We start from the raw sequence: 26,258 nt of genomic DNA, 5'->3' as shown, positions 1-26,258 counted from the left end.
GCGCGGCCGTGCCGCTTCCGTGGAACGCATGGTCCGCAGCGGCCGCCGGGGCGTCCTTAAACTGGTTCAAGGACGCTCCCGCCACCGCATTTCGACAATGGCCCCACATCGCGACACACCGGCAAGGAGCTCGGCATGACTGCATTCCCTGAGGCGCCGTACCTGCTGGCAGACCCGTCGCGCTACGGGCACGTGACGCTGCTGGGCGCCGGCCCGGGCGACCCGGAGCTGCTGACCCTCAAGGGCGCGAAGGCGCTGCAGCGCGCGTCGCTGCTGCTCTACGACGCGCTGGTCAGCGAGGAGATCCTGGCGCTGGCGCCGCCCACGGCCGAACGGCTGTACGTCGGCAAGCAGGCTTCGCGGCACGCGCTGCCGCAGGAGCAGATCATCGAGCTGATGCTGCGCCTGGCGCGCAGCGGGCGCTCGCTGGTGCGGCTGAAGGGCGGCGACGGCTACATCTTCGGCCGCGGAGGCGAGGAGGCGATCGCGCTGGCCGAAGCCGGCGTGCCGTTCAGCGTCATCCCGGGGCTGAGCGCCGCGCAAGGCGCCGGCGCCAGTGCCGGCATCCCGCTGACGCACCGCGACCACGCCGGGGCGCTGGTCTTCGCCACCGGCCATCTGCGCGCCGACCGCAACGCCGTCGACCTGGACTGGCAAGCGCTGGCGCGGCCGCGGCAGACGCTGGTGATCTACATGGGTGTCGGCACGCTGCCGATCATCTGCCGCGAACTCGTCGCGCACGGGCTGGCGGCCGACACGCCGGCGGCGATCGTCGAACGCGCGACGCTGCCCGACGAACGCTGCCTCACCGGCACCGTGACGACGCTGCCGGTGCTGGCGGCACGGCAGAAGGTGCGCACGCCGGCGCTGATCGTCATCGGCAGCGTCGTCGGCCTGCGCCCGCTGCTGGCGCAGCGCCGGCGCGAGATCACCGAACTGGAGGCCTGCGCATGAACGAGAGCCGTGCCGCGGCCTTCGCCCGCATCCCCTACGAGGGCCCGCCCGAGTGGCGCGAGCCGGTGCTCGAGGCGCTGGCGCGGGTCGTCGACCCGGAGATCGCACTGACCATCGTCGACGTCGGCCTGGTCTACGGCGTGCGGCTGCAAGACCGCATCGCCGCGATCCTGCTGACCACGACCTCGGCCGCCTGCCCGCTGGCCGACTCGATCGCCGACGACGTCGAGAGCGAGCTGATGCAGGTGCTGCCGGCCGGCTGGGCGGTGGACCTGGAGCTGACCTGGACGCCGGAGTGGACGCCGGAGCGCATGAGTCCGTCGGCGCGCCAGTTCATGGGTTGGTGAGGCCGCGATGAAGTACCTGCGCCCGCTGGTCGCCACCGCCGTCGTCACCGTGCTCGTCTCGGCGGTGATCGGCGGGCTGCTGCGTGTGGGTGTCGGCGAGACGCTGCTGGCCACGGATGCCGGTGCGGCGGTCTTCGGCCGCGCGGCGGTGTTCCACGCGGCGCTGATGCTGTCGGGTTTCTTCGGCACCGTGATCGCCATCGAACGCGCGGTCGCGGCGCGGGTGCGCTGGGCCTTCGCGGCACCGGCGCTGTCGGGCGCCGGGGCGCTGGCGCTGCTGGGCGGGGCCACTGCGCTGGCGGCGGCGCTGTCGCTGGCCGGCGCGGCGGTGTTCGTCGCGGTGCACGCGCTGCTGCTCAAGCGCCAGGCGATGACGCACACCCGGCTGCTGGCGCTGGCCGCGGGGGCCTGGCTGGCCGGCAACGCCTTGTTCGCCGCCGGCCGCGGCGCCGACGCACCGGTCTGGTGGTTCGTCTTCCTCGTGCTGACGGTGGGCGCCGAGCGGCTGGAGATGACGCGTTTCGCGCCGCGCAAACCGGCGGCCGAACCGGCGCTGCTGGGCATCGTCGCGGCACTGCTGGCCGGCGCGCTGCTGTCGGCCTGGCAGCCGGCGGCCGGCGGCGTGGTCTACGGGCTGGCGCTGATCGCGCTGGGCGCCTGGTTCGCGCTCTACGACGTCGCGCGGCGCACGGTGCGCGCGCCGGGGCTGCCGCGCTACATGGCGCTGTGCCTGCTGTCGGGCTACGCCTGGCTGGTGGTCGGCGGGCTGGCCTGGATGGGCACGGCGCTGGGCTGCCCCGGGCGCGACATGGCGCTGCACGCGCTGGGCCTGGGCTTCGTCTTCAGCATGGTGATGGGCCACGCGCCAGTGATCCTGCCGGCGGTCGCCAAGGTCAAGCTGCGTTTCGGCGCACGTTTCTACGTGCCGGTGGTGGCGCTGCAGGCGTCGCTGGCGCTGCGGCTGTTCGGCGGCGCCGAAGACGCCGGCCTGAAGGCGCTGGGCTCGGCGCTGAACGCGGCCTCGGTGGCGCTGTTCGCGGCGATCGTCGTCAGCGCCATCGTCGCCGCCCGGCGCGCGGCGCGCCAGGCGCCGCCGCCGAAGCCGGTGGACGCGGCCGACGCCGAGGCGCGCCTGGCCGCGGCGCTGGCCGCCGCCCGCGCACGCCGCGGCGACGCGCCGCACTGATCAGTCCGGCGGCGCGAGCCACTCGCGCAGCGCCGGCGACGGCGTGCGCGCCCGGTGGTGCACGAGGTACAGCGGCCGCACGATGGGCGGCAGCCCGCCGTCCAGCAGCCGGACGCGGCCCAGCGCCAGCGCGTCGGCCACGGCCAGCGCGCTGAGGCAGCTGATGCCCAGCCCGGCGGCCACGCCCTGCAGCAGCGCCTCGTTGGTGTCGAACTGCAGCGTGCGCGCGAAGTGGTCCAGCCGCGGCAGCAGCGCCTGCTCGACGGCCTCGCGTGTGCCCGAGCCCGGCTCGCGCAGCAGCCAGCGGGCCTGGCGCAGCTCGTCGCAGTCCAGCCGCCGGCCGGGGGCGGCCAGCGGGTCGTCGGCCGCGGCGACGAGCAGCAGCCGGTCTTCGGACCAGCGCTCGACGTTGAGCTCGGGTTCGCTGCAATGGCCTTCGACCAGCGCGACGTCGAGCTCCAGCCGAGCCGCGGCGGCGGCGATGGCGCGGGTGTTGTCGATCTGCAGCGTGACCTGCGCGTCGGGCCGCTGGCGCAGCAGCCGCGCCAGCAGCGGCGGCACGAGGTAGTTGCCGACGGTGCGGCTGGCGCCCAGGCGCAGCGCCAGCGGCGGCCCGGCTTCGCCGCCGCTGAACTGGTGCTCCAGCCGGCGCAGACGGTCCAGCGCCTCGCGCAGCTCGGGCAGCACGGCGCGGCCGCGTTCGTTGAGCAGCAGCCGGCGGCCGACACGGTCGAAGAGCCGCGTGCCCAGCAGCGACTCCAGTTCGCCGAGCGCGGCGCTGGTCGCCGACTGCGACAGCGCCACCCGTTCGCCGGCGGCCGCGGTGCTGCCGCATTCGGCCACCGCGAGCAGCACCTCCAGTTGGCGCAGCGTGAAACGCATCGTTCGATCGAGTTGCTGAGTCGCTCGAATATACGCAAACAACTCGTTTTTCTAATCACGCGACGGGACGCACGATGCGCGCCGTGTCGTTCGCCCTCCCCTCCTCTTCGATGCGCGCGCGGCTGCCCGGGCTGGCGCTGGCCGGCGCCATCGCCGCCGCGGCCACGGCGCTGGCCGCCGTGCCGGGCTTCGCGGCCCACGGCCTGGGTGCGCTGACGCTGGCCATCGTGCTCGGCATCGCCGTCGGTCACATGCCGGCGGCACGGCATGCGGCCACCGGGCCGGGCATCGAGTTCGCGAAGCAGCGCCTGCTGCGCTGGGGCATCGTGCTCTACGGGCTGCGGCTGGGGCTGGCCGACCTGGGCGCGCTGGGCGCCAGCGGGCTGGTGATCGACCTGCTGATGGTCGGCACGACCTTCGTGCTGGCCTACACGCTCGGGCGGCGCGTCTTCGGCCTGGACCACCGCACGACGGTGCTGATCGGCGCCGGCAGCTCGATCTGCGGCGCCGCCGCGGTGATGGCCTGCGCGCCGGTGCTGCGCGGCCGCGCCGACGAGGTGGCGGTGGCGGTGTCCACCGTGGTCGTCTTCGGCACGCTGGCGATGTTCGCCTACCCGCTGGCCTACCCGCTGCTGGGGCTGGACGCGGCGGGCTTCGGGCTCTACGTCGGCTCGACGCTGCACGAGGTGGCGCAGGTCGTCGCCGCGGCGCGGCCGGCGGGCGAGAGCGCGGCCGACGCCGCAGTGGTGGCCAAGCTGGCGCGTGTGATGCTGCTCGCGCCCTTCCTGCTGCTGCTGTCGGCCTGGGACGCACGCAGCGGCGATGGCGGCACGGGGCGCATCACCGTGCCCTGGTTCGCGCTCGGCTTCGTCGGCGTCGTGCTGCTGCACCCGCTGCTGGCGCTGCCGCCGGCGGCCGTCGACGCGCTGCTGGCCGTCGACACGGCGCTGCTGGCCATGGCGATGGCGGCACTGGGGCTGACGACGCACGTCTCGGCGCTGCGCCGCGCCGGCGCGCGGCCGCTGGCGCTGGCGGCGCTGCTGCTGGTCTGGCTGGCGGTCGGCGGGCTGGCGATCAACCTCGCCGTGCCGGCGCTGGCCGGCTGATCAGTCGAAGGCCGGCGCCTCGGGCCGCACGACCGGCTTGCCGGCCGCGACCCAGGCGTCGTAACCGCCGGCGATCGACACGACGTCGGTGTAGCCCATCTCCTGCAGCGCCACCGCGGCCAGCGCCGCGCGGCCGCTGCTCTTGCAGTACAGCACGACCTTCTGGCCGCGCTCGGCCAGCGCCGGCGTGGCGCTCAGCTTGAACTCCAGCATGCCGCGCGAGACGTGCAGCGCCCCGGGCAGATGGCCGGCGGCGTACTCGTCGGCCTCGCGCACGTCGAGCAGCACGTCGGCCTGCGCGACGGCGGCCTCGGCCTGGTCCGGCGGCAGTTCGCGGATGCGCGCCTTGGCGGCGACGACGAGGTCGTGGGCGGTCTTCATCGGGAGTCCTCGGGAGCGGTCGGATGATCGGGAACTATACCGGCCGTGGTATGCGGCATTGCCCCCCGGTCGAACCGCGCCGCTCGGCCAGGCCGGCGTCGAAGCGACACCGCCGGCCCGACCCGGCGGATCAGCGATGCGCAGGCACCCAAGGCACTACGCGGCCGGGAGCGTCAGGCCGCAGCGCAAGTTCTTTCGGAGAGGGGCGCTGGACTTTGGCGATATACGGTGGACGATGCGTCGCCACGAAGGTCTCGACACCCGACAGCGTCTGCACGAACCACTGCGCCAGCTGGGGATACGGCGCTCGCCCTTGCACGACCAACATCGCCACACGGTGATGCATCACGGCAGCCAGTTCGTTGGGCTTGTATCGGATGCGTGCGTCGTGGGTCAACACGATCCAGCCTCTGCGCCCGACTTCAGTCAGCCAGACCTCGTCGGCGGTATCCGGGGCGAAGTGGTCGGCGTGCCGCTCCACTTGGAGCCCCGCTTCGCGCAGCCGCGCCGGAAACTGCTTGCCCAGGTCGCGGTCGGTGAAAAAGACGCGACCCGACGACGGGGCGTTCAAGATCGGTCAGGCAGCGCGTTCGTAAAGCGCGGCCTGCTCGATGTCCGCCGGAGTCAGCTCGTAATCGGCAGCGAGTTCATCGATCGACTCTCCTGCATCCAGCCGCTCGGCAATGGCGTGCGTGGAAACACCGCCGGTCACCAGGACGGGACGTCCGAATGCGACATGCGCGTCGATGGCGATCGGCCGGCGCCCGCCGAGCGTCGACGTCGACGTCGGGTAGGGATACAGCCGGACCGGGAACTTCCATCGATCCCACTCGACGCGGGCGAGGTGGTCCTCGAGCGCCTTGCGGATGGCGATCTGGCCGGACGCCGACAGGTCGATCAGCTCACCGTAGCGGTCCAGCAAAACCCGCCCACCGTGGGTGCGCAGATCCTCGCTCAGCAGCAGACGCTCGATTTTCAGCCTGCACTCCGCGTAGGCGATGGCGTCGCGCAAGGCCCGCAAAGACACCCCGTGCTCGGTTCTCAGCGCACGCAGCACATGAGCTTCGATCAGGTTGAAGAACGACAACAGCGGCGGCTTGCTGCGCGCCGGCTCGATCAAGGCCCGGAATCTGCCCTGCCCCTCGGCAACGGGATAGTCGCGACCGACCGTCCAGGCACGCAGCGTCGCCGGAGGAAGCTTGAGGTAGCGCGCGGCTTCAGCCAGGGTGTAGGCGCCCTGCTGGCGGGGGTCGGTCTTTTCGAAGGCAGACATGCAAGGTCGGGTCGAAACCTGATTGTCTGCCCGGGCGAGGCTCGCGCCAAGAAGGGCGCCCCGCAGAACAGGCCGAGCGCCGGCTTGCGACGCCCGCCACGGCTGCATCGGCGAAATGCAGCACGACTGCCCGGCCGCGGTGCGCTGCGGCCGCGCGTGCCGCCGGCAACAGCGGACAAAATCGCGGCCAGGAAACCCGCCCCACGGCCCGCCCGATGCTCCAGTACCGCACCGTCCCCGTCACCCCTTTCCAGCAGAACTGCAGCATCCTCTGGTGCGACGAGACGCGCGAAGCCGCGGTGCTGGACCCGGGCGGGGACGTGCCGGCGATCCTGGCGGCGCTGCAGCGTCTGGACGTCGTGCCGCGGCTGATCCTGCTGACGCACGCCCACATCGACCACGCCGGCGGCGCCGGCCGTCTGGCGCGCGAGCTGTCGCTGCCGATCGTCGGCCCGCACGAGGGCGACCGCTTCTGGATCGACGGCCTCGCGCAGCAGGCGGCGATGTTCGGTTTCCCGGCCGCCGAGCCCTTCGTGCCGGCACGCTGGCTGAAGGACGGCGACACCGTCGCCGTCGGCCGCTCGGCGCTGGCCGTGCGCCACTGCCCCGGGCACACGCCGGGCCACGTCGTCTTCCACAGCGCCGAGGCGAAACGTGCCTTCGTCGGCGACGTGCTGTTCGCCGGCAGCATCGGCCGCACCGACTTCCCCGGCGGCGACCACGCGACGCTGATCGACAGCATCGTGCAGCGCCTGTGGCCGATGGGCGACGACACCGTCTTCGTGCCCGGCCACGGGCCGGAGAGCACGTTCGGCGACGAACGGCGCCACAACCCCTACGTGCGCGGCACCTGAGCCGCCGCACCGCCGGGGCCCGCCCGGCCGGTTGGAGAGCTCGCGCCGGGCGCCGATCCGGCAGCGATGGCACGGCCCGGCCGGGCACGCCCGGCCGCGGGGGGACAATCCGGCGCTCCCGGCCGTCGTGCGGACGGCCGTCACCCGGAGAACCCTGACGATGGCCGAACCCAACCCGCTGCGGGTCGAGCGCGACGGCGCGATCCTGCGCCTGACCGTCGACCGGCCGGAGCGCCACAACCCGCTGTCGATGGCGGTGCTGACCGCGCTGCGCGAGGCGCTGCTGCAGCACGCGCACGACCCCGCGCTGCGCTGCGTGATCGTCACCGGCGCCGGCGAGCGCTACTTCGCCGCCGGCGGCGACGTGCTGGAACTGGAGGCCGTGCGCAGCGAAGACGACGCGCGGCTGATGTCCGACCGCGGCCGCACCGTGCTGGACACCGTGCGCGACTGCCCGGTGCCGGTGGTCGCGGTGCTCAACGGCGACGCCATCGGCGGCGGCAGCGAGCTGGCCGTGGCCTGCGACTTCCGCCTGATGCGCGAAGGCACGCACATCGGCTTCATCCACGGCCGGCTGGCCATCACCTCGGCCTGGGGCGGCGGGCCGGACCTGGCCTCGCTGGTGGGCCCGGCACGCGCGCTGCGCATGATGTCGCGCTGCGAGCTGGTGCCGGCGCAGACCGCGCTGGCCTGGGGCCTGGCCGACCTCGTCGTGCCCGACGCCGCGGCGATGGCGGCGGCGGTGGACGAGTTCATCGCCCCGATCCTGCGCCAGACGCGCGCCGCGCTGACCGGCGCCGTCGAGCAGACACGCGCGCTGCGCCGGGGCGAGCCCTACCGCGAACGGCGCGAGATCGAGCAGCGCCACTTCGTGCAGGCCTGGGTGCACGAGGACCACTGGGCGGCGGTGGAACGCTTCAAGGCGCGCAAGCGCGGCGCCTGAGGGCTGATCAGGGCGGCGGCGGCGTGCGCGCGTAGATGCGCGTCGTGCGCAAGCGCCCCTGCAGGTCCAGCCGTTCGTTGACCAGCGTGCCTTCGTGGCGGAAGCCGGCGCGTTCGGCCAGCTTCCAGCTGCGCACGTTGCGTTCGTCGCAGGTGATGAAGACGCGGTTGGCGGCCAGTTCGCCCAGGGCGTGCTCGGCCAGCGCGCGCACGCCTTCGGTCATCAGGCCCCGGCCCTCGTGGCCGGCGCGGCACCAGTAGCCGATCTCGAAGCGGCGCAGCGTCCAGTCGGCGTCATGCAGGCCGCTGCCGCCGACGAGGCGGCCCGAGGACTTCAGGAAGAAGAAGACCACCAGGCTCTCGTTGAGCAGCCAGCGGGCGTGGAAGCGGCGGCAGCTGGCCTCGGACTGCGCCGGCGTCGGCGGCGGCGTCACCCAGCCCAGCCAGGGCGCGAGCTGCGGCAGCGACTCGTGCACCGCCACGTTGAACACCGGCCCGTCGCCGGGGCGCGGCACGCGGATCAGCAGGCGCTCGGTCTCGAGCTGTTCGGGCAACTGGTTGGATGGCATCGGGACACTCCGGCGGAGTCGGCCCGCAGCCTAGCCGCAGGACCGGCCGTGCGAAAGCGCGGGGCGCACGACCCGGGGATCAGCCGCCCAGCGGCTTGTCGTACAGCTCCAGCGTCTCGCCTCCGTGCTCGACGCACCGCAGCCGGCGCCAGCCGCAGCGCTGCAGCAGCGAGGCGGCCGACGCGGTGGCGCAGTACAGCCGCGTCTCGCCCAGTGCCGCGGCGCGACGCTGCAGCTCGAGCAACAGCGCGCGGCCGATGCCCAGACGGCGCAGGCCCGGGTGCACGACCGCCGCGCCGACCCACGGCCCGAGTTCCGGCAGCGAAGCCAGCCCTTCACGCTTGAGCGCCATGAAGCCGCAGGGATGGCCGTCGAGCCGGGCCACCAGGCCCAGCGGCAGCGCGTCGTGGCGGGCGTAGTGCTGCAGATCGTGCAGCGCGTCGCCCGGCCCGTCGTGGCCTTGCCGGGCGCGCAGCACCGCGACGTGCAGCAGATGCCCGCCCAGGCCGCTGCCGGCGGCCTCGGGGCGCACGAAGAGCAGCGTCACCTCGCCCGGCACGGCGGCGCAGAAGCCGAGCACGCGGCCGTCACGCTCGGCCAGCGTCATCCGGCCGGCCTCGATGCCCGGGTGGTGGATGGCGGCGCTGCGGCCCTCGAACCAGGCCGCCATCTGCGCCGGCGTGTAGGCCTCGGCACAGAGATGCAGCACCGAGTCGCGGTGGGCGTCGTAGACGGCCGGCGCGTCGGCGAGCACGGCGGGGCGCAGCGTGATCGCGCCGGAGGCCAGTTGTTCGAGCAGCGTCATCAACCCGGTCTTGCCCGCGATGGGGCGGGGAGAAATCGAGCGGTGCAGGGGCGGCGACAGGTGAGTCATTGAAGCTTGCCACAGCCGCTAAACTGGTCAGCACACTGGTTTGAAGGAGTCGACCATGAAGCACTGGCCTGTCCAGGACGCCAAGGCACGCTTCAGCGAGTTCCTCGAAACCTGCCTGGCCGAAGGCCCGCAGATGGTGACCAAACGCGGTGCCGAGGCCGCGGTGCTGGTGCCGGTGCAGGAATGGCGGCGGCTGCAGGCGGGCGCGCGCCCGTCCTTGAAGGAACTGCTGCTGTGCGACGAGGCTCGCGGCGATCTGCTGCTGCCCAGCCGCGGCGCGGCCCGCCGCCGCACGCCGAGCGCCGCGCGCTGACGGCGATGTACCTGCTCGACACCAACGTCGTCTCGGAGTTGCGCAAGCCCAGGCCGCACGGCGCCGTGCTGGCGTGGCTGCGCGGGCTGGACGAAGCCCAGGTGCATCTGTCGGCGGTGACGATCGGCGAGATCCAGGCCGGCATCGAGCTGACGCGCGAGCAGGACGCCGCCAAGGCCGCGGAGATCGAGGCCTGGCTGGAGATGATCGCGGCCTCGTTCCAGGTGCTGCCGATGGACGCCAGGACCTTCCGCGCCTGGGCGCGGCTGATGCACCGGCGCTCGAACACGCTGTACGAAGACGCGATGATCGCGTCGACCGCCCAGGTGCACGGCCTGACGGTGGCGACACGCAACGTCGCCGACTTCGACGCGCTGGGCGTGCCGGTGTTCAACCCGTTCGCACGCTAGCGGCACGATCTGAGGCGTGGCCGTCGCGCACGGCCAGCGCCATCTGAATCAGCGTCGTCATCTCAGCCCCGCTCTTGATAGGCCGCGGAGAAGTCGAGCGGCGGTGAAGTCACCGAGAGGTAGACGAAGGGCTCGGCGCCGGTGTTGTGCAGGCCGTGCAGCTCGCCATCGGCAAAACGTGCGACCTGACCCGCCACGAACGCCGCGGTGGCACCGTCGGCCAGCAGCAGCGTGCCTTCGCCGGCGACGGCCACCCAGACCTGCTCCGAGGCCGCGTGCAGATGGCGCGGCTGCTCGGCGCCGGGCGCGAGCACGACACGCGTGATCGTCAGCCGCGTCGACGCGGAGTTGTGCGGGGACAGTAGCTGCCACGACTCGACGCCGGGGTTGGCGAGGCGGACGAAGTGGTCGGAGGTCAGGAGTTCCATCGTGGCAACCCGGCTAGACAGAGGCGTCGAACTCGTAGATCCACGCCGGCGGCCGCGCATGTTCGCGTACTGTGAGCCCCGGCTTGCCGGTCAGCACCGCTCGCCAGAAGACGAGCGCCGCGCCGTTGTCCTGCCGCACGCCGACACGCCAGCGGCCCGGCCGCAGCGCGAACAGCCTGTCGGCCGCGCGGCGCCCGCAGCCCTGCTGACGGTACTGGGCGGCGACGTAGAACTCCACCAGCTCGGTGGTCCCGGCGTCCACCTGCTCCAGCAGCGCGAAGCCGGCCGCTGCGCCGTCCAACCAGAGCAGGAAGGCCTCACAGCGCGGATCGGACCCGTAGCGCTCCAGCCCCGGGTACGGCCCCTCGGCGCCGAAGCCGCGCAGGTACGGGACCATCATCGCATCGACGAGCGCGCGGTCTTCGGGCCGCGCGGAGCGGACCTCGAGCGCCGGCGTGGGCAGCGTCACGCGCGCTCTTTCCGCCTTCAGGACGCCAGGATCACCCAGCGCGCAAACGCCGGCAGGTCGGCGACCACCGGCACCTCGTCGCCATCACCGGCTGCGGCGCCGGCCGGGTTCAGCCACACCGCTTGCACGCCGAAGCGCCGCGGCGCCCGCACGTCGTGCTCCAGCGAGTCGCCGACCATCGCGATGCGCTCGCGCGGCACGCCCAGGCGGCGTTCGACGGCGTCCCAGAACTCGGGTTCGTTCTTGCGGTGGCCGAGTTCGGTGAAGCAGAAGACGTCGGCGAAGTGGCGCCCGAGGCCGACGCGGCGCAGGGCCAGCTCGATCATCGGCCGGCGCGACACGGTGGCGTTGGTGGCGATGGCCAGCGGCAGCCGCCCGGCCAGCAGCGCCAGCGCCTCGGCGGCGCCCGGCAGCGCCTGCACCTGCGGCCACAGCCCCATCGGCGTGTCCTCGGGGCCCTGCTCCGACATCAGCGTGCCGCCCCAGTCGAAACACACGGCCTGCACCTCGTGCAGCGGGTTGGGCACGTCTTCGCCGGCGACGGCCGCCACCGCCGGCAGCCCAGCCAGCGAGCGGCGGTAGAAGACCACGCGCTCGGTCTCCTCGAAACCCAGGCGCTCGTGCAGCGCCTGGCTGGCGAGGTTGTCGAGCGCCGTGTCCGACGCCAGCTCGGCACAGCCGCGGCTGCGCGCCCAGGCGGCGACAGCGCCGACCAGCGCACGCGAGACGCCCTGCCGGCGCGCCTCGGGCACGACGTACAGGCCCTCGAGGAAGCCGACCGGGCTCGTGTCGGTGCCGTTGACGTAGTCGCGCCGGATCGAGGCCTCGGCCAGGCCGAGCGCGGCGCCGTCGTCGTCACGGGCCAGGAACTGCGAGTAGCGCCCGGGCTCGGCGAGCTGCGACTGCATCTCGTGCAGGTGCCCGGCCGCGTCGGCGTCGGGCCACAAGGCCTGGCGCAGTTGCAGCCAGTCGGGGTGGGGCAGCGTGGCCAGGGCTTCGATCATCATCGTGCGGCGCGCCGTCTCAAGGCCGGTTCTTGCGCGGCTTGTCGTTTTTCTTCCAGTAGCCGAACTCGTCTTCGTGGACCTCGAAATCGAGTTCGGCGACGCGCGCCTGCAGCCGCTGCTGCACATCGGCGACGGCCTGGTTGTAGACCGAGGGTGCGATCTCGTCGAGAAAGAAGCCGAGCAGCCCGGCGGCGGTGACGTTGCCGACCGGCTCGTCGAGGTTCTCGTGGCACCAGCGCTCGATCGACGCGATCGCCTGCTGGCGGTCCTGCTTGTTCAGTTCGATGGCCATCGGGGCATTTTGGCGGCGCGCGACGAAAGCGCCAGCCGCCCTACAGCCCCTGGCGGCGCCGCCACTCCTCGCCGTCGAGCTGCGCCAGCGCGGCCTCGTAACGCGCCTGCGAAGCCTCGGCCAGCGTGCCGCCGCGGCTTTGCATCAGCTCGAAGAAATGCTCGGCCAGCGCGGAGCCGACGGCGTGCACGGCTTCGTGGCGGTCCAGCCCCTGGCCGAGCAGGCGCGAGAACGCGGAGACGACGGCGGGCACGCCCAGCGCCAGCTGGTTCTCGATGATCGCGTGGAACACGGCGTGCGCGCGCACGCTGGGCAGCGGAATGCCGGCCTTGCGGTGGTACTGCTCGGCCAGCTGGATGCGCAGCCCTTCGTCCAGCTCGAGCCACTGCGCGGGGTCGGGCGCGAAGTCGGGGTCGTAGCGTTGCATCGTGGGCCTCCTTCAGAGGACGCGTGAACGGCGGTTCATTGTCGCCGCGGGGACGACCGGACGCGACGGGATTCACGCCGTCCGGGCAGCGACGGCCCGCCACGTTTCACTCGACGCCGCCCGCCGCCTCCCGGTCCCGTTCGGCGAACACCTCCTTGGCCGCGAACAGGCCGTTCAGCGCGGCCGGGAAGCCGGCGTAGACCGCCATCTGCACGATGACCTCGACGACCTCCTCGCGCGTGCAGCCGACGTTGAGCGCGCCGTGCACGTGCACCTTGAGCTGCGGCGTCGCGTGGCCCATCGCGGTGAGCGCGGCGACGGTGGCGATCTCGCGCGACTTCAGGTCCAGCTGCGCTCGGGTGTAGACGTCGCCGAACGGGAACTCGATCAACAGGCGCGCGAAGTCGGGCGCGATGTCGGCCAGCGCCTGCACGACCCGCTCGCCGGCCTGGCCGTCGATCTCGCGCAGCTTGTCCCAGCCGCGGGCGTAGCGCGAGGCTTCGGGCGTTTGTGTGGTGCTCGTCGTCATGCGCGCTCCCCGGTGGCGGCCAGCAGGCCGCGGTAGTGGCCGATCTTGTCGTCCAGCGCGCGGGCGCTGGCCTGCAGCTCGTCGATCTGCGCGGCCAGGCGCTGGCGGTGGCGCTCCAGCATCGCCAGGCGATCGCCGGTCGTCGCCTCGCCTTGCGCGCGCAGCACGGCGTAGCGGCGGATCTCCGCCAGCGGCATGCCGGTGTGCTTGAGGCGCAGCACGAAAGCCAGCCAGGCCAGGTCTTCGTCGCGGTAGCGGCGGTGGCCGTTGCCGGCGCGGCCGGCGGGCTGGAGGATGCCTTCGGCTTCGTAGAAACGCAGCGTGTGCGCCGACACGCCGCTGCGGCGGGCGATCTCGCCGATGGAAAGCGCTTCGAGGTTCATGCCCGCATCGTGGGGCTTCGAGTGCACTCGAAGTCAAGCCCCGCGCGGCGGGGCCGTGCGGGCTACTCCAGCACCACCGCCGTGCCGCTGGCCGAGACCATCAGCATGCCGTTGCCCTGGCCGAGCACCTCGTAGTCGAGGTCGATGCCGACGACGGCGTTGGCGCCGGCGGCGCGGGCGCGCTCCTCCAGCTCGGCCAGCGCGATGTCGCGGGCGCGCTGCAGCTCGCGTTCGTAGGTGGCCGAGCGCCCGCCGACGATGTCGCGGATGCCGGCGAACAGGTCCTTGAAGACGTTGGCGCCGAGGATGGCTTCGCCGGTGACGATGCCGCAGTAGCGGCTGATCTTGCGGCCTTCGACGCTGGGGGTGGTGGTGACGATCATGCGGGCTCCTGGGGGGCCGGCCGGAGAAGCGGCCGGCCCCCGGAGGCTAAGACGGCGCCCCCAGGGCGTCCAAGCGCCCTGGCCGCACGGGTTCATCCGGGCGGCCGAGCATCGCGGGGCCTGGCGGCAGGCGCGTCGGCCTCAAGCCTCGGCCGGGCCGGGGCCGCCACCGCAGGAGCGGCGCGTGACGTAGGTCTCCAGGTCCCGGGCCTCCCGCTCGTCCAGCACGCCCAGCGTGCGCGCCACCGCGGCCGCGTATTGGCGGTAGGCCCAGGGCTGGGCGGTGATCAGCCGGCCGTCCTGCACGAGGTCGGCACGCACGAACTGCATGCCGTCCCAGAAGTGGCGCGTCGCGGCAACCTTCTCGGGCGGCGCGTGTTCGGCGGTGTAGTTGTGCGTGCCGCGGCGCCCGACCAGCAGCCCGGCTCCGGCCATCACCAGGTTGCCGGCGCAGATGCCGGCGACGAGCGCACCGGCGGCGGCCTGCGCACGCAAGGCCTCGCTGGCGCGCGGCACCGGCAGCATCAGCGAGCGCGGGTCGCCGCCCGGCACCAGCACGGCCTGCAGCGCGGCCGACTTCAAGGCCGACAGGCCGCCCGCCGGCACGAGCGTGGCGCCGTTCGACGCACGGTGCGGTTCGCCATCCGGCGTGTAGTAGCTCAGCGTGCAGCGCCCGGCCAGCGTCTCGGCGGCCAGGGCGATCTCGAAGAAGATGCAGCCGGGGTAGAGCAGGACGGCGACGTGCATCGTCAGGACTCCAGGGTTGAGGAGCCGGGGCTCACGGCGCGCCGGGCTCGGGCATCACCGGCGGGCCGATCGGCGGATGACCGGGCGATCACATCAGTTGGCGCACGCTGCAGACCTGCTCGGTCGCGGCGGCGGCGCGCACACGCGGCAACGGGATCAGGCGGTCGTCGATGCGGAGGCCGGGAAGCGAGAGCACGAGGGGATCGGCCACGGCGAACGGCTCGCCGACGATGACGAAGACGTACTGCCGCCAGTTCTCGGTCTTGACGAACAGGCGCAGGAAGTCAGGCCCGCTCCTGTCGGCCGCACCCACGAACGGTGACGTGGGCGCGAAGGAGTACTTGAAGACCTCAAAGTGCTCGCCGCCGATGTAGGCCATGCCGTACAGCCGGACCCGGGAAGCACCCGCCGTCGGCATGTCTTCGGACGAGCTGCAGCGGCGCTCGCCGTTGGCCTTGTCGAGGCAGAAGACCTGGTACGAGGCCTCCGACAACGCCAGCGTTCCAGCCTGACCGGGCGCTGCCTCGGAGACATAGGGCAGCTCGGCGCGCTGCAGCTGCAGCCGCCGCCCCTCGGGCGCCAGAACGGTCATGCAAAGGGTTCCGAAGGGCTCTCCAGGGCACCGGGAGAGATGGATCTCCGCTTCGGGCTCGAGCTGCAGGTTCAGGAAGTAGGGCTGCGGCTGCAGGGCCGTCACGGCAGGCGACACGGCGCCGACCGGTTCCACGCGCAGCACGCGCGCGTCGTGGCAGTTGGCGCAGCCTTGCAACAGCACAGCAAGCAGCAGCGCGCCGCAAGGCCACGGCCGCCATCGCGAGTGCGTGGCGCCGGCAGGGTGCGGCTGCGGGGAGCCCTCGCGGTTCATCCCGTGCACTCCACGAAGAAATGGCTGGTCAGCCGTGCGTACTCGTAGGCCCGGACGATGTCGGGGCCCGTGAAACCGTGCGGGCACCAACCGCGCTCCACCAGAAGATCCGCCGCATGGCGGCGCATGCCTTCGCGGATTCGCTCGCTGGCCGCAAGTGGCAGCGCCTGGATCTCGGGGTACTTCTTCAAGCCAGGGTCGCCATGCACCACGAACCGCGCCCGCTTCGGGTTGTCCGGGTCGACAGTCACCGTCTCGGGCACCGGCCGGCGAGACGGGTCGGTGCCACAGCCGGCAACGGCCAACACCGCCAGGAGCAGCAAGGCGACGGTGCGAGCCTGCTGGCGGAGGGAGCCACGGGCCGGGGTGCGCGCGGTCATGGTGCAGGTGTCGCTGGCGCCAGCCCAGGGGCCCCCGGGCACTGGCAACGGTTCGAACGACAGTGAACGATCAAGATTGCCGCGACCACCGAGAGCGCGGAAATGTCGTTGCAGGTCAGTTCCTGGTCCAGGCGCCGATATTCAGCACCTGCTTGTCCACCGGCAGCGCAGCCAGGCCAGGATTCTTCCGGCGAATGATTCCGAGGTCACGCTCGAACTGGTCCGAGCATTCCGGCAGCCCGCCACCGGGGATCGCCAAGCCAAAAATATTCTTCCCCATCAGCGTCTCGATATGCAGCGCACCGATGTACGTCGCCCTGTCCGCTTCGACGGTGAAGGTCAAGACTGGCAGTTTCTCTCGCGGCGAGATATAGCCATAGCCTCCCATCGTCGGAATATAGATCGTCCAGGTGAACATCTCGTACTCCCCCGGCTCGAGCATCAACGCCTGCGCGCGCCCGAGTCGATCCGGAAGCTCGGGAAAGTCATCGTCCCTGACGAAAAACGCGACATCGTTCGACTTCAAGCGCTGCGACGCTTCATCGCCCTTCTTGCGGAAATAGAACCACGTACTGATCGTGGGCTTGCCTTCGGAAGCCGTGAGGGAAAAGAACAGCCACCCCTTGCCGGGCGTGATGACCGCCTCCTTCTCGCCTTGCAGGGGCAGCGAGTCACACCCCGCCGCCAATGCGGAAACACCCAGCGAAGCACCCAGGAAGCAACGACGATTGATCATGAAACGGCCAGCCTTGCTCTGATGATGGGGAATGTCAGGCGACCGAGGAAGCAGTTGAAAAGTGCGCGGCGCCACGAAGCGCAGAAGACCGCCACTGTGCAGTGGCGTGCAACCTGACGCGCCGCCCTCGGCGTCAAATGTCCCAGCAGCCTATCGAGGCGGCACCGCAGCGGCAAGCGCGTCCGTCATGTTCGCGAACTCCGGCGGAATAACCGTTGCCGCCGCGCCGACGACCAGTAGATCGGCTATTCCGGTGCAGCGCCGCCGACCTGCTCCCGTCCGAGCATCACGGACAGCTCACCGAATTGCATGTCCGATTCCGGCGCGACGCCGCGTCGAGCCACGACCAGACTGCAAGCCACTTTTTGCAGGAGCAGACCGATGCATGACTTGAACGGCAAGGTGGCGATCGTCGTGGGCGCCAGTTCCGGGATCGGGCGCGCGACGGCGTTGTTGTTCGCATCCTGCGGGGCGGCCGTCGTCCTGGGGGCACGGCGCCGCCACGAATTGGACTGGGTGTCGAAGGAAATCAGCAGCCGCGGCGGACGCGCCGAGTATCTCGCCGGCGACGCGAGTGACGAAGGCTTCGCGGAAAGCCTGGTCGCCCTGGCGGAGGAGCGTTTCGGCGGTCTGGACATCGCCTTCAACAACGCCGGCACGCTGGGCGAGATGGGGCCGAGCGACACCGTCTCGGCAGAGGGCTGGCGCCAGACCCTCGACACCAACCTGACGGGCGCGTTCTTCGGCGCCAAGCACCAGATCCGCGCGATGAAGAAACGTGGCGCCGGCAGCATCGTCTTCACGTCGACCTTCGTCGGCCACACCGTCGGCTTCCCGGGCGTTGCCGCTTATGCCGCCAGCAAGGCGGGCATCGTCGGGCTGACCCAGGCGCTGGCCGCAGAACTCGGCCCGGTCGGCATCCGCGTCAACGCGCTGCTCCCGGGCGGCACCGACACCGCGATGGGGCGCCAGATGAGTTCGACACCCGAGCAACTGCGCCGGGTGGCCGACCTCCATGCGCTGAAACGACTGGCCAGCCCGGAGGAACTGGCGCAGAGCGCGCTTTTCCTGGCCTCCGAAGCGTCGTCGTTCATGACCGGGGCGGCGATGCTGGTGGACGGCGGGGTTTCGATCAACCGGACGTAGGTGCAGCCGGAGCTTCCTGCCGGTTCAACGCCCACGATCCGACGTGCGGGAGCTCACAGCGCGCCGGCCTCGGGCATCACCAGCCGGCCGATCGACATCAGGCCCTGCGCGTCGAGTTCGGTGACCTCCGTCCAGCGGCGGCTGCCCGGCGCCGTTTCCAGTTCCGGCAGCGGCAAGCCGTGGACGAAGCGGGTCGACACACCGGACAGGGCGAAGAAGCGGCGCGAGCCTGGCGCCAGCTCGACGGCCAGCGGCGGCGCCATCTCCCCGAACACCGGCAGGCCGGCGGCGGTGCGCAACAGGTGGCGGCCGGGCGGCAGGCTGATCACCGTGTAGGTACCCGAGTCCAGCGTCGCCAGATGGCGATCGCCCTCGACCACCCGGACGAGCTTCGAGTCGTGCGGCGCACGCAGGAGGTAGACGAGGGCCTGCCCCGGCGGCGCGTCCTGCAGCGGCAGGTCGACCGGCGGCACGTAGGGCTTGAACTCGGTGGCGCAGGACGCCAGTGCGGCGGAACAGAGCAGCAGCCAATGGCGGCGCGAGAGCGGGCGTTGCGGCATGTCTCAAAGACGCCCGGCGTCACGCGACAAGTCGTCGAGGGCCTCGAAGAGCACCTGGTGGATGTCGTCTCCGGCGATGTGGCCGGTGAGGCTTTGACGGGACAGCCCGACGACCGGCACGCCGTCGACCGTCGCTTCGATCCTGGCCGAGACGAGCGAGGACCGCGAGCGCCGCGCGATGTAGTCGATGACGACCGGCGCCAGCAGGCTGCCGACGACGGCCGACCTGCCGGAGCCGGCGGCGTCCACCGGCATCGGCAACGGCGCCGGGCCCGAGGCGAGACTGCTGTTGCCCGCCGCCGGCTGGAACACCTGGACCTTGAGCTCCTTCAGTTCGACCCTCTTGCCGGCCAACGCGGTGCCGGCACGGTCCTGCAGCCAGTTGCCGACCAGCACCGACGGCGGCCGCGTGAACGCGTCGTCACCGAAGAAGACCGTGGTGCCGAGCGAGTCCTGCTCTTGCGTCGTGACCAGCCGCAGTTGGCTGCGAGCATCGACGAAGGCGAACGACAGCGCCGTCGCCTCCGGTGGCGCGACCAGGCGGGGACGCGGAGGCGCGGTCTGGCAGCCGGCCACGAGAACGACGAGTGCGAGGAGCAGGCGGGTCATGGCGGGGCGCTGGTGGGATGAGGAACAGGCGGAATGGACTCTCACCGCACCCCCGCACCCGCCGCCTGGGGCCACGTCACCCGATAGACGGTCACGCCGTCACGCCAATAGGACGGGCCTTGGTGAACGCGGATGCCGAGGGCGGGCGAATCACCGATGGTCTCGCCGTCCTGGATGACGGGGCCCTTGGAGATCAAGTACTGCGCCATGCCCTGCAGGAGCACGAACACTTCCAGGCCGGGGCGGTTGACGTCCTTGGCCTCGATCTCGCGCAGGTCGAACTGCTCCATGCCCTGGGTCGACACCGAAAACCCGCGCTCGGCATCACGGCTGACCCGGAAGTTGATCCACAGCCATGCCGGCGGCTGGTCGCGGTTGGTGGCGGCGCTTTGGCGCAGGAAGGCGTCGCGCGACTGGAGGCTCGCGCCCCAGTAGCTCGCGATCGCGTTGCCGTCCATCAGCGAGGCGACCACGTCGGTGAGCAGCAGCGACGCGTCGAGCTTGTCGAGGCCCGTGCCGAGAACGCTGACGGCCACGTGAGCCCGGTGACCGGCCGTGGCTTGGCACGCCTGGCGCCAATACCAGGCGGCAGCACACAGATCGTCGATCTGGCCCTTGGGCAGCGGCGCGTCGATCAGGCCGACCATGACGGTGCCGCCGGCCACACGCAGCAGGATGACGTCGCGCCCATCGGCCTCCATGCCGGTGATCGCCAGACGCCCGGCCAGACGCTTCTCGACCTGGGCGCGGAACGCCTTCGCCTCGGGCAGCCTGGGCTCCGACAGCAGCACGAAGGACAGCACGTCGGCCTTGCTGGTCTCCGCCGCGCGGGCCGGGAGGAGCGTGAACAGCAGGCAGAGCAGCAGGGCGAGGGTGCGGATGGGCATGACGGTGTGGCTCAACGACTGATGCTATTTCGCAACGTTCGATTGTTCCCGCAGACAGTGCGCACTGGCCCCGGCTCCCCGGGACCTCGATGGACCATCATCGAGCTTGGCGCAAAAGCCGGAATCTATTTCGCACATCACTGCGGACCACGCCATTTTTGAAAGGCACGCGACGTCACTCGGGGTTGACCTTCACAGTGAATCCATACTCAATTAGCTTGGCAGCAACTTTTGGTTCATAGCCTTCTTTGGGCACCAACTCCGCCGCACGAAAGAAATCGCGTTTTGCTTGGACTCTGTCGCCGAGAGCCTCATACGACAGCGCACGCTGGTATAGGGCGTAGCCGTAGTCGGGCTGCTTTGGTATCCCGCTGGTCATGGCCTCAATCGCGTCGCTGTATCGCCCCATCTCATGCAGGGTCCTGGCGGTGTGATAGTGCACCGCCATCCCGGGCCCGGATCCTGGACCATCCTCGTCGAACTGCATCGCCGCTCGCAGCGCCTCGAGCGACTCGTCGAGCCTCCCGGCCTCCCTGAGGTATGCCCCAAGCATGATGTGCGGCCACGCATCCTTGGGTTTCTCTTCGAAGGTGGATTGGCGCTGATCCTCAGCGGCAAGGGCCCACTCTTTCATGTCCGCATACGCATTCGCTCGAGCCTGCAGCACGAAGGCTCTCGCCCGAGCGGGCAACTGTTGCTTTAGGCATTGCGAGAGCGGATCAATTGCCTCCGCTGGCCGGTTCGCTTGAAGGGCCTCCAACCCGTGCCGGCAGTCAGCGGGCTGCGCACTTGCGACACCGACAGAGAAGAGGACGAGCGCGAATAGTGAGCGACGCATGGCGGACCAAGGGTTGATATGTGAAAGCTGACGCAAGCAGATGTCCATCACGATCCTGGAGTCAGGTCTCCCATGGGAGCGGACTTGTACGGCCTCGGTCACTGCCCGTGCTGGACACAAAGAGCTCGATTCCGAGTGAAGCGGCCCACATCACTAACGCCACCGGCAATCGGGATGACCAGAAAGGCTGTCCCAGCAAAGGACGCGGAACTCACTGCACGTCCATTCCCATCCGAATCAATCCCCAGTTTATTCGTCTGAGTTCCGACGCCTATGAAAACATTACCAGACTCACTGGCAGCGGAGCCAAATGGACGAGTCAGCCTCACTTGACCGGACTCAAAGGTGAAGTCTCGGCCCGATGCGAAGACTTGCTCCTTGATGACTCCATTTGAGGTATGTGCCGAGACAGAAACCTTGTCATCCATGAGCGACCGCACCTCCACCGCCGTGATGTCACCGTGTGGAAGCTTGGAGTCGGGCCAAATGATGGAGCTCAAGAACATGAGGCCGACGCCCTTTCCGACATGCGCTCGGTTTTCGTAGCAACCGGCGAGCGACTCCAACGATGCGACGCGTTCGAAGCCGAGGTCATCAATCGGCTTCGTCGACATGCATCCACACAGCAGTGCTGCGGTGGCGGTGCAATAGGTTATTGGTCGCATGCAAATCCTAACACTGGAGATAAACGGCCACATCAATCGCTTCGCGATTGATGTGGCCCACTTGAGCGAAACGCTAGACGCCAAGGTTGCCACTAGCCCCGCCACTCCGCCAGCGCATCGGAAGAGTGGAAACCAAGCGCATTGAGCCGCCCCGGGTGCGGCCCGTAGGCCAGGAAGAACTCCTTGACACCGGGGAGATAGCCCAACCAGTTGTCGCCGGAGCGCGCGATGACAAGCGGAGGGTCTTGTGCGACGAGCTGCTTAAGGCCGGAATCATTTTGTGCGACGCCCAAAATTGTGGCGGCAGCGGGCTCAATGGCAGACGCAACCAAGTCAGCCGTGAGGCGCTCAATCTCAGCGTCTCTATCGAGCTCGAATAGTGGCGTGACGCTACCAAGCGCCACCGATGCTCGAATTGCCTGCATTGCCTCGTCGCGTGTCATTGGCGCCTAAATTTCGACGTGAGCCGCGATGGATTTATTAAGCCTCATAGGGCAGCAAGGAACATGCGCCAACCGTCGACGCCGAAGAACAGAGCCAGGGCGGATATGGTAAACGCCGCCAACACGGCGGTGTCCATAAGTAGCCGCTCCTGAAAAGAAGACTCGGACGAGACGCGTGACACACCAAATTGCGCCTCCCGTCCACCGAGCCGTTGCGTCAGGTACCGCAACGACCATGCGGAGCAGAACCAAGCAAAGGCCAATTGCCCCAGAGTCCTCTCCACGCTGACGTGGACGAGAATGGCTACTGTGACAAGACCGACTTGCATAAGCCAGCCCGCCATTGCGCTGAGCCCAACGCTTGGCACCAAGGACCAGGGGTTCTCATCCAAGAGCGGCTTCGGTTCCCAGCGCGAGCGCCTAGACATAGGTGCGGACAGGGGCGATGGGTAGCAAGCGCGGGTGTGTTGGCATGAGGCCTAACGAATGAAAGGGACACCCCCATAGCGTCCCACCCGCCCGAGGTTATCCCTCAGGCAAGGACGGCCGCCCGATACGACGATGGGGTTGCGAAATCTCATCCTCCACCCGGCTGACGCAAGGAGATGTCCATGACGATTCTGTTTCTCGGCATCGATCTGGCCAAGAACGTGTTTGCCCTGCACGGTGTCGACGAGCGCGGCAGGCCTGCGCTGGTGCGCCCGGCGGTGCGCCGCGACCAATTGCTCGAAGCGGTGGCCAAGTTGCCGCCATGCACCATCGGCATGGAAGCCTGTTCGGGTGCGCACCACTGGGCGCGCCGCTTCCAGGAGTTCGGCCACACGGTGCGACTGATGGCACCCAAGTTCGTCGTGCCCTACCGCATGAGCGGGCGCCGCGGCAAGAACGACGCGGCCGACGCGGCTGCAATCTGCGAAGCGCTGCAGCGCCCGGCGATGCGACTTGTCCACGTCCAAACCGGAGCAGGTTCCGACGGCCAGAACCGTGTCGATCAGGTCGACCGTGGGAACCGCGATCACACATTCCCTCGACTTCTCGAGCGCGGCATACGAGTGATTCCAGGGGCCGGAGGTGATGGCGAATCGGGGCGTGAAGTCCAGCACCATCGTCCACGTGATCGTCAAGACGTTGTGCCGACGGCCGTCGCTGATGCTGACCAGAACGACCGGCCCCGGCTCCAGCAGCGTGAAGGCCTTGGCGAGCGGAAAGTCGTTCATTCATCCCTTCCTTGCAGACGAGCGCCTGGATCTTAGCCCTGCGGCCCGATATCGGAGCCGACTTCGTTGGCCTTGGGCAAACGCGCAAGCCGCGCGGTTACATCCCTATATCGTGAGGCGTATCCACCGCGCATCTCATCGCTGCTCACCTCGGCCCCTGGGAAGATACGAGACCTCACCGAGGACCCGGAACTTGGATGCAATCGCCCCGAAACCCTCGCAAAGCTGCTTCACCACCCCCGAGAGCACACTCCTTCTTGCAGTTGCCCATGGATCGGATTTCAAGAATATAGAGTGGAGCAAAGATGACTCCGATGATGCCGCCTGCGATGCCGACTTTGATGGCAAGTCGACGAATCGCAGCTCCGGTCCACGGAAGCGTCTCATGCGGCTTTCCGGAAATCTGCCCGCCAAAGTAGAAGCGCCCGCATGAACTGCAATGAAGGAAGCTGTAATAGCGCCAGTACAGCCAATGGACGAATACGTAGATGACAAGCAAGGACAGTGCGGGGTGGATAAGCGCGAAGCCAAGCCCAAGAACAACGATTGCCCCGATCACCGGCAACAATGGCATCTGAAACTCTGGGCCTTTCGCCTCAAGGCTGAGCCAGGCGGGATGCACGACCGTTCTCTCCAGTGCCGAGCCGCAATGAGGACACTTGTAGCGACGCAACTGCATTTTTTTATTGAGACCCGACGAGCTGAGGCTCACCACAAAACAGCATCCGCCCGCACGAGATTTTGGCCGACAGCCCTATGCGCGCATATCGAGCCATATAGTCCTGCCTGTTCTGTCGCCGGTGCAGCCGCAGCAGACTGATGCATGACTTCGAGGTGCCGCATCTTGTCGGCCGGGACGTGCCCGCGATCAGTTCTTCAACGGTCGGTTAGACCGCACTCCACCTACGGCAGCCAAGTTGCATTGCCCAGGACCGCAAGATACCGGGCATGATAGTCATCAATATTGCCTTTGCCCTCGACGGTGATGAAGGCAAGCCGGCCGCTTGGGGATACAAGCATGTACTGCAGGAAGTAGCCGGACGAGAATAGACCTGAGGTTTCGGAGCCGATATAGGCAAGGATACTCCCGTCAGTCAGGGTCTCGTTCGCGGATGGCAAGACGAGCTTTCCGGCTCGCTCTGCCTGCTTGCGCAGAAAGCCACTGCCAAACGAGACCGTCTTGGCTTGCTCATCAGGATTGGGCTCCCCAGATGTATCTGCCTTTGATCGCATGACCGTGACGAGAACCTTCTCTCCCGTTGGCCCAGCGAGCTCGAATGGCTGCTTGGCGCTGCGTACGCTGAAGCCTTCAGGCAGATCCAGTTGGAGCGAACCAAGCTGAACTCCCTCTGCAGCGCATATCAGTGGAAATGCTGCCAGCGCCACGGCGGCAATTACTTTTCGGAGACGATTCATGGCTTACTTTTGCGACCCAACGTATGCGGCACACCAACGCCGCCCATCACACTGAACGCTCGCGTAACGGCCCAACCCGCGACTCAGACCTATGTTGCGCTTGAGTTTCTCCTCGCCGAGCCACCTGTTCCACAGGCGTAAAAATGACGCCAAAGGCGGCGTCGGTTGCAGATGATTCTGAGCCGCCCCACGTCCCCCGCCAAGCCCACCGCCCGCCTTCGGGGGGATGTCAGCGAACCCTGAGCAAACAGACCGCGCCACGCCCTGCCGCGGACGCCGGGTGGCCGGTGGAGTGAAGTATTAGGAGGAGGCCCGGCGCAGCCGGGCCGGGGGACATGAACGGAACCGGCCACCCGGTGGCCGTGGCACGCCACAGTCGTTCGCGGACGAGCCGCCAGGAACTCCGCGACTCACGCGAAGAACCGGACAGCCGAACAGGCAGCGCCAGAAGCCAGAACAGCGCCACCCTCACACGCAAGAAACCAGAAGCGCCCCTACACCCCCACCTTCAACGCCCCCCGCCGAATCTGATCCCGCTCCAGGCTCTCGAACAGCGCCTTGAAGTTGCCTTCGCCGAAACCCTCCTCGCGCCGGCGCTCGATGAACTCGAAGAACACCGGCCCGAGCAGCGTCTCGGAGAAGATCTGCAGCAGCAGCCGCTTGTCGCCGTCTTTCGTCGAGCCGTCGACCAGGATGCCGCGCGCCTGCAGTTGGGGCACCGGCAGGCCGTGGCCGGGCAGGCGTTCGTCGAGCATCTGGTAGTAGATGTCGTTGGGCGCCGTCATCAGCGGCACGCCGGCCATCTGCAGCGCGTCGACGGTGGCCACCAGGTCGTCGGTCAGCAGCGCGATGTGCTGGATGCCTTCGCCGCTGAACTTCATCAGGAACTCTTCGATCTGGCCGCTGCCGCCCTTGCCCGACTCCTCGTTCAGCGGAATGCGGATCAGCCCGTCGGGCGCGGTCATCGCGCGGCTCGTCAGGCCCGTGTACTCGCCCTGGATGTCGAAGTAGCGGATCTCGCGGAAGTTGAACAGCCGCTCGTAGAAGCCGCCCCAGAACGCCATGCGGCCGCGGTAGACGTTGTGCGTCAGGTGGTCGATGACGCGCAGGCCGTGGCCCTGCGGGTGGCGCGCCGCCGGGTCGGCATAACCGGGCAGGAACTCGAAGTCGATGTCGTAGATGCTCTTGCCGTCCTCGAAGCGGTCGATCAGGTACAGCGCCGCGCCGCCGATGCCGCGGATGGCCGGCAGGCGCAGCTCCATCGGCCCGGTGGGCACGTCGATGGGTTGCGCACCCAGTTCCAGCGCACGCGCGTAGGCGTGGTGCGAGTCGCGCACGCGGAAGGCCAGCGCGCAGGCGCAGGGCCCGTGCTCGGCGGCGAAGTAGCCGGCCAGGCTCCTGGGCTCGCGGTTGACGATGAAGTTGATGTCGCCCTGGCGGTACAGGACGACGTCCTTGCTGCGGTGGCGGGCGACGAGCGCGAAGCCCATCTTCTCGAACAGCGGCTCCAGGACGTTCGGCGTCGGCGAGGCGAACTCGACGAACTCGAAGCCCTGCAGCCCCATCGGATTGGGGAACAGGTCGGGCATGGATGTCTCCGTGGGGAACGGTTGAAAGCGTGCGGCGGGGCTCAGCAGCCCGGCGGCGCGCACGCGATCCCGCGCACGGAGACGGCCAGATGGCCGCCGAAGGTCATCGCCAGCGCGGCGGCCCGCTCGTGCACACGGCCAGCCCGGCGCG

Annotated in this window: 36 protein-coding genes and 3 pseudogenes; 10 read left to right on the top strand and 29 right to left on the bottom strand. The window is 69.5% G+C overall.

Annotated elements, in window-relative coordinates:
- Positions 1-135: 135 nt before the first annotated feature.
- The 3 genes from cobA to LOC65_RS16965 are packed head-to-tail and all read left to right on the top strand — an operon-like array spanning position 136 to position 2,487.
- The gene (gene cobA, locus LOC65_RS16975; RefSeq protein WP_009858432.1) at positions 136-954 is read left to right on the top strand and encodes a uroporphyrinogen-III C-methyltransferase; all 819 of its coding nucleotides are present in this window, start codon (positions 136-138) and stop codon (positions 952-954) included.
- The gene (locus tag LOC65_RS16970) at positions 951-1,301 is read left to right on the top strand and encodes a metal-sulfur cluster assembly factor (RefSeq protein ID WP_230248384.1); all 351 of its coding nucleotides are present in this window, start codon (positions 951-953) and stop codon (positions 1,299-1,301) included. Before cobA ends, LOC65_RS16970 begins: the two co-directional genes overlap by 4 nt.
- A 7-nt stretch (positions 1,302-1,308) precedes the next feature.
- Positions 1,309-2,487, top strand: coding sequence for a hypothetical protein (locus LOC65_RS16965; protein ID WP_230248383.1), 1,179 nt, complete (start codon positions 1,309-1,311; stop codon positions 2,485-2,487).
- Here the strand turns inward: LOC65_RS16965 and LOC65_RS16960 are convergent, their stop codons facing one another.
- Complete coding sequence (locus tag LOC65_RS16960; RefSeq protein WP_230248382.1) at positions 2,488-3,369, bottom strand: LysR substrate-binding domain-containing protein; 882 nt, start codon at positions 3,367-3,369, stop codon at positions 2,488-2,490.
- Positions 3,370-3,443: 74 nt separating this feature from the next.
- Between LOC65_RS16960 and LOC65_RS16955 the strand changes: the two genes are divergently transcribed.
- A complete protein-coding gene (locus tag LOC65_RS16955; protein ID WP_230248381.1) occupies positions 3,444-4,475 on the top strand; it encodes a YeiH family protein in 1,032 nt (343 codons plus the stop codon).
- Here the strand turns inward: LOC65_RS16955 and LOC65_RS16950 are convergent, their stop codons facing one another.
- The 3 genes from LOC65_RS16950 to LOC65_RS16940 form a co-directional block, all read right to left on the bottom strand.
- On the bottom strand, positions 4,476-4,856 hold the full coding sequence (locus LOC65_RS16950) for a rhodanese-like domain-containing protein (protein WP_009858427.1): 381 nt from the start codon (positions 4,854-4,856) through the stop codon (positions 4,476-4,478).
- Positions 4,857-4,986: 130 nt separating this feature from the next.
- The gene (locus LOC65_RS16945) at positions 4,987-5,427 is read right to left on the bottom strand and encodes a hypothetical protein (protein ID WP_230248380.1); all 441 of its coding nucleotides are present in this window, start codon (positions 5,425-5,427) and stop codon (positions 4,987-4,989) included.
- 6 nt (positions 5,428-5,433) lie between these two features.
- Positions 5,434-6,129: a DUF433 domain-containing protein gene (locus tag LOC65_RS16940; RefSeq protein ID WP_230248379.1), complete on the bottom strand. Its 696-nt coding sequence runs from the start codon at positions 6,127-6,129 to the stop codon at positions 5,434-5,436.
- A 215-nt stretch (positions 6,130-6,344) separates the two neighbouring features.
- Here LOC65_RS16940 and LOC65_RS16935 point away from each other — a divergent pair, with 215 nt between their 5' ends.
- Together LOC65_RS16935 and LOC65_RS16930 are read left to right on the top strand one after the other, a co-directional pair.
- Positions 6,345-6,983 carry an MBL fold metallo-hydrolase gene (locus LOC65_RS16935; RefSeq protein WP_009858426.1) on the top strand — a complete coding sequence of 213 codons (639 nt, stop codon included), beginning with the start codon at positions 6,345-6,347 and terminating at the stop codon, positions 6,981-6,983.
- 160 nt (positions 6,984-7,143) lie between these two features.
- Complete coding sequence (locus LOC65_RS16930) at positions 7,144-7,926, top strand: enoyl-CoA hydratase/isomerase family protein (RefSeq protein WP_230248378.1); 783 nt, start codon at positions 7,144-7,146, stop codon at positions 7,924-7,926.
- Between the two features lie 7 nt (positions 7,927-7,933).
- On the opposite strand, the gene LOC65_RS16925 is transcribed toward LOC65_RS16930, so the two are convergent.
- Entirely contained in the window at positions 7,934-8,494 is a 561-nt protein-coding gene (locus LOC65_RS16925) for a GNAT family N-acetyltransferase (protein WP_230248377.1), read from the bottom strand.
- A gap of 79 nt (positions 8,495-8,573) precedes the next feature.
- Positions 8,574-9,299, bottom strand: coding sequence for a GNAT family N-acetyltransferase (locus tag LOC65_RS16920; protein ID WP_230248376.1), 726 nt, complete (start codon positions 9,297-9,299; stop codon positions 8,574-8,576).
- 124 nt (positions 9,300-9,423) lie between these two features.
- Here LOC65_RS16920 and LOC65_RS16915 point away from each other — a divergent pair, with 124 nt between their 5' ends.
- Together LOC65_RS16915 and LOC65_RS16910 are read left to right on the top strand one after the other, a co-directional pair.
- Complete coding sequence (locus LOC65_RS16915) at positions 9,424-9,681, top strand: type II toxin-antitoxin system Phd/YefM family antitoxin (RefSeq protein ID WP_009858422.1); 258 nt, start codon at positions 9,424-9,426, stop codon at positions 9,679-9,681.
- Positions 9,682-9,686: 5 nt separating this feature from the next.
- Entirely contained in the window at positions 9,687-10,091 is a 405-nt protein-coding gene (locus LOC65_RS16910) for a type II toxin-antitoxin system VapC family toxin (RefSeq protein ID WP_230248375.1), read from the top strand.
- 62 nt (positions 10,092-10,153) lie between these two features.
- Here LOC65_RS16910 and LOC65_RS16905 read toward each other — a convergent pair whose 3' ends face one another.
- The 13 genes and pseudogenes from LOC65_RS16905 to LOC65_RS16850 form a co-directional block, all read right to left on the bottom strand.
- Positions 10,154-10,519 (bottom strand): cupin domain-containing protein, encoded by a 366-nt coding sequence (locus tag LOC65_RS16905; RefSeq protein WP_230248374.1) that lies wholly within the window; start codon positions 10,517-10,519, stop codon positions 10,154-10,156.
- Positions 10,520-10,532: 13 nt separating this feature from the next.
- The gene (locus tag LOC65_RS16900) at positions 10,533-10,988 is read right to left on the bottom strand and encodes a GNAT family N-acetyltransferase (protein WP_230248373.1); all 456 of its coding nucleotides are present in this window, start codon (positions 10,986-10,988) and stop codon (positions 10,533-10,535) included.
- A gap of 17 nt (positions 10,989-11,005) precedes the next feature.
- Positions 11,006-11,428 carry an HAD family hydrolase gene (locus LOC65_RS19570; RefSeq protein WP_405048259.1) on the bottom strand — a complete coding sequence of 141 codons (423 nt, stop codon included), beginning with the start codon at positions 11,426-11,428 and terminating at the stop codon, positions 11,006-11,008.
- Positions 11,429-11,554: 126 nt separating this feature from the next.
- Positions 11,555-11,992: pseudogene (gene aac(6'), locus LOC65_RS19565) on the bottom strand (aminoglycoside 6'-N-acetyltransferase); the annotation flags it as partial.
- Between the two features lie 19 nt (positions 11,993-12,011).
- A complete protein-coding gene (locus LOC65_RS16890; RefSeq protein ID WP_230248371.1) occupies positions 12,012-12,287 on the bottom strand; it encodes a DUF2164 domain-containing protein in 276 nt (91 codons plus the stop codon).
- 40 nt (positions 12,288-12,327) lie between these two features.
- Entirely contained in the window at positions 12,328-12,714 is a 387-nt protein-coding gene (locus LOC65_RS16885; protein ID WP_230248370.1) for a hypothetical protein, read from the bottom strand.
- 106 nt (positions 12,715-12,820) lie between these two features.
- Positions 12,821-13,243, bottom strand: a complete 423-nt coding sequence (locus LOC65_RS16880; protein ID WP_230248369.1) for a carboxymuconolactone decarboxylase family protein — start codon at positions 13,241-13,243, stop codon at positions 12,821-12,823.
- The gene (locus LOC65_RS16875; RefSeq protein WP_230248368.1) at positions 13,240-13,626 is read right to left on the bottom strand and encodes a MerR family transcriptional regulator; all 387 of its coding nucleotides are present in this window, start codon (positions 13,624-13,626) and stop codon (positions 13,240-13,242) included. The genes LOC65_RS16880 and LOC65_RS16875 overlap by 4 nt, the downstream gene beginning before the upstream one ends.
- Positions 13,627-13,688: 62 nt before the next feature.
- Complete coding sequence (locus tag LOC65_RS16870; protein WP_009858418.1) at positions 13,689-14,009, bottom strand: heavy metal-binding domain-containing protein; 321 nt, start codon at positions 14,007-14,009, stop codon at positions 13,689-13,691.
- Between the two features lie 141 nt (positions 14,010-14,150).
- A complete protein-coding gene (locus tag LOC65_RS16865) occupies positions 14,151-14,756 on the bottom strand; it encodes a DJ-1/PfpI family protein (RefSeq protein ID WP_230248367.1) in 606 nt (201 codons plus the stop codon).
- Positions 14,757-14,844: 88 nt separating this feature from the next.
- On the bottom strand, positions 14,845-15,621 hold the full coding sequence (locus LOC65_RS16860) for a hypothetical protein (RefSeq protein WP_230248366.1): 777 nt from the start codon (positions 15,619-15,621) through the stop codon (positions 14,845-14,847).
- Positions 15,618-16,001, bottom strand: coding sequence for a hypothetical protein (locus LOC65_RS16855; protein ID WP_230248365.1), 384 nt, complete (start codon positions 15,999-16,001; stop codon positions 15,618-15,620). Before LOC65_RS16855 ends, LOC65_RS16860 begins: the two co-directional genes overlap by 4 nt.
- 115 nt (positions 16,002-16,116) lie before the next feature.
- Positions 16,117-16,737 (bottom strand): hypothetical protein, encoded by a 621-nt coding sequence (locus LOC65_RS16850; protein WP_230248364.1) that lies wholly within the window; start codon positions 16,735-16,737, stop codon positions 16,117-16,119.
- A gap of 381 nt (positions 16,738-17,118) precedes the next feature.
- On the opposite strand from LOC65_RS16850, the gene LOC65_RS16845 reads away from it, so the two are divergent.
- The gene (locus LOC65_RS16845; RefSeq protein ID WP_230248363.1) at positions 17,119-17,883 is read left to right on the top strand and encodes an SDR family oxidoreductase; all 765 of its coding nucleotides are present in this window, start codon (positions 17,119-17,121) and stop codon (positions 17,881-17,883) included.
- 53 nt (positions 17,884-17,936) lie between these two features.
- Here the strand turns inward: LOC65_RS16845 and LOC65_RS16840 are convergent, their stop codons facing one another.
- The 6 genes from LOC65_RS16840 to LOC65_RS16815 form a co-directional block, all read right to left on the bottom strand.
- Positions 17,937-18,443 (bottom strand): hypothetical protein, encoded by a 507-nt coding sequence (locus tag LOC65_RS16840; RefSeq protein ID WP_230248362.1) that lies wholly within the window; start codon positions 18,441-18,443, stop codon positions 17,937-17,939.
- A 3-nt stretch (positions 18,444-18,446) separates the two neighbouring features.
- Positions 18,447-19,052, bottom strand: coding sequence for a hypothetical protein (locus LOC65_RS16835; protein ID WP_230248361.1), 606 nt, complete (start codon positions 19,050-19,052; stop codon positions 18,447-18,449).
- Between the two features lie 41 nt (positions 19,053-19,093).
- Positions 19,094-19,954, bottom strand: coding sequence for a DUF4261 domain-containing protein (locus tag LOC65_RS16830; RefSeq protein ID WP_230248360.1), 861 nt, complete (start codon positions 19,952-19,954; stop codon positions 19,094-19,096).
- Positions 19,955-20,114: 160 nt separating this feature from the next.
- The gene (locus tag LOC65_RS16825) at positions 20,115-20,825 is read right to left on the bottom strand and encodes a tetratricopeptide repeat protein (protein WP_230248359.1); all 711 of its coding nucleotides are present in this window, start codon (positions 20,823-20,825) and stop codon (positions 20,115-20,117) included.
- Between the two features lie 50 nt (positions 20,826-20,875).
- Entirely contained in the window at positions 20,876-21,391 is a 516-nt protein-coding gene (locus tag LOC65_RS16820; protein ID WP_230248358.1) for a hypothetical protein, read from the bottom strand.
- A gap of 143 nt (positions 21,392-21,534) precedes the next feature.
- Positions 21,535-21,885, bottom strand: coding sequence for a hypothetical protein (locus tag LOC65_RS16815; RefSeq protein ID WP_164963017.1), 351 nt, complete (start codon positions 21,883-21,885; stop codon positions 21,535-21,537).
- 611 nt (positions 21,886-22,496) lie between these two features.
- On the opposite strand from LOC65_RS16815, the pseudogene LOC65_RS16810 reads away from it, so the two are divergent.
- A pseudogene (locus tag LOC65_RS16810) lies at positions 22,497-22,841 on the top strand (transposase); the annotation flags it as partial.
- Here LOC65_RS16810 and LOC65_RS19560 read toward each other — a convergent pair.
- The 4 genes and pseudogenes from LOC65_RS19560 to hppD all read right to left on the bottom strand — a co-directional run.
- Positions 22,809-23,102, bottom strand: a pseudogene (locus LOC65_RS19560) (flavin reductase family protein); the annotation flags it as partial. The pseudogenes LOC65_RS16810 and LOC65_RS19560 sit on opposite strands and share 33 nt — an antisense overlap.
- Positions 23,103-23,277: 175 nt before the next feature.
- Entirely contained in the window at positions 23,278-23,814 is a 537-nt protein-coding gene (locus LOC65_RS16800; RefSeq protein WP_230248357.1) for a hypothetical protein, read from the bottom strand.
- 191 nt (positions 23,815-24,005) lie between these two features.
- On the bottom strand, positions 24,006-24,518 hold the full coding sequence (locus tag LOC65_RS16795) for a hypothetical protein (RefSeq protein ID WP_230248356.1): 513 nt from the start codon (positions 24,516-24,518) through the stop codon (positions 24,006-24,008).
- A 494-nt stretch (positions 24,519-25,012) separates the two neighbouring features.
- Positions 25,013-26,107: a 4-hydroxyphenylpyruvate dioxygenase gene (gene hppD / locus LOC65_RS16790; protein ID WP_009858403.1), complete on the bottom strand. Its 1,095-nt coding sequence runs from the start codon at positions 26,105-26,107 to the stop codon at positions 25,013-25,015.
- Between the last annotated feature and the right edge of the window lie 151 nt (positions 26,108-26,258).

Source organism: Rubrivivax sp. JA1055 (assembly GCF_020966565.1).
GTDB lineage: Bacteria > Pseudomonadota > Gammaproteobacteria > Burkholderiales > Burkholderiaceae_C > Rubrivivax > Rubrivivax benzoatilyticus.
This window is presented reverse-complemented; position numbering and strand designations above follow the sequence as displayed.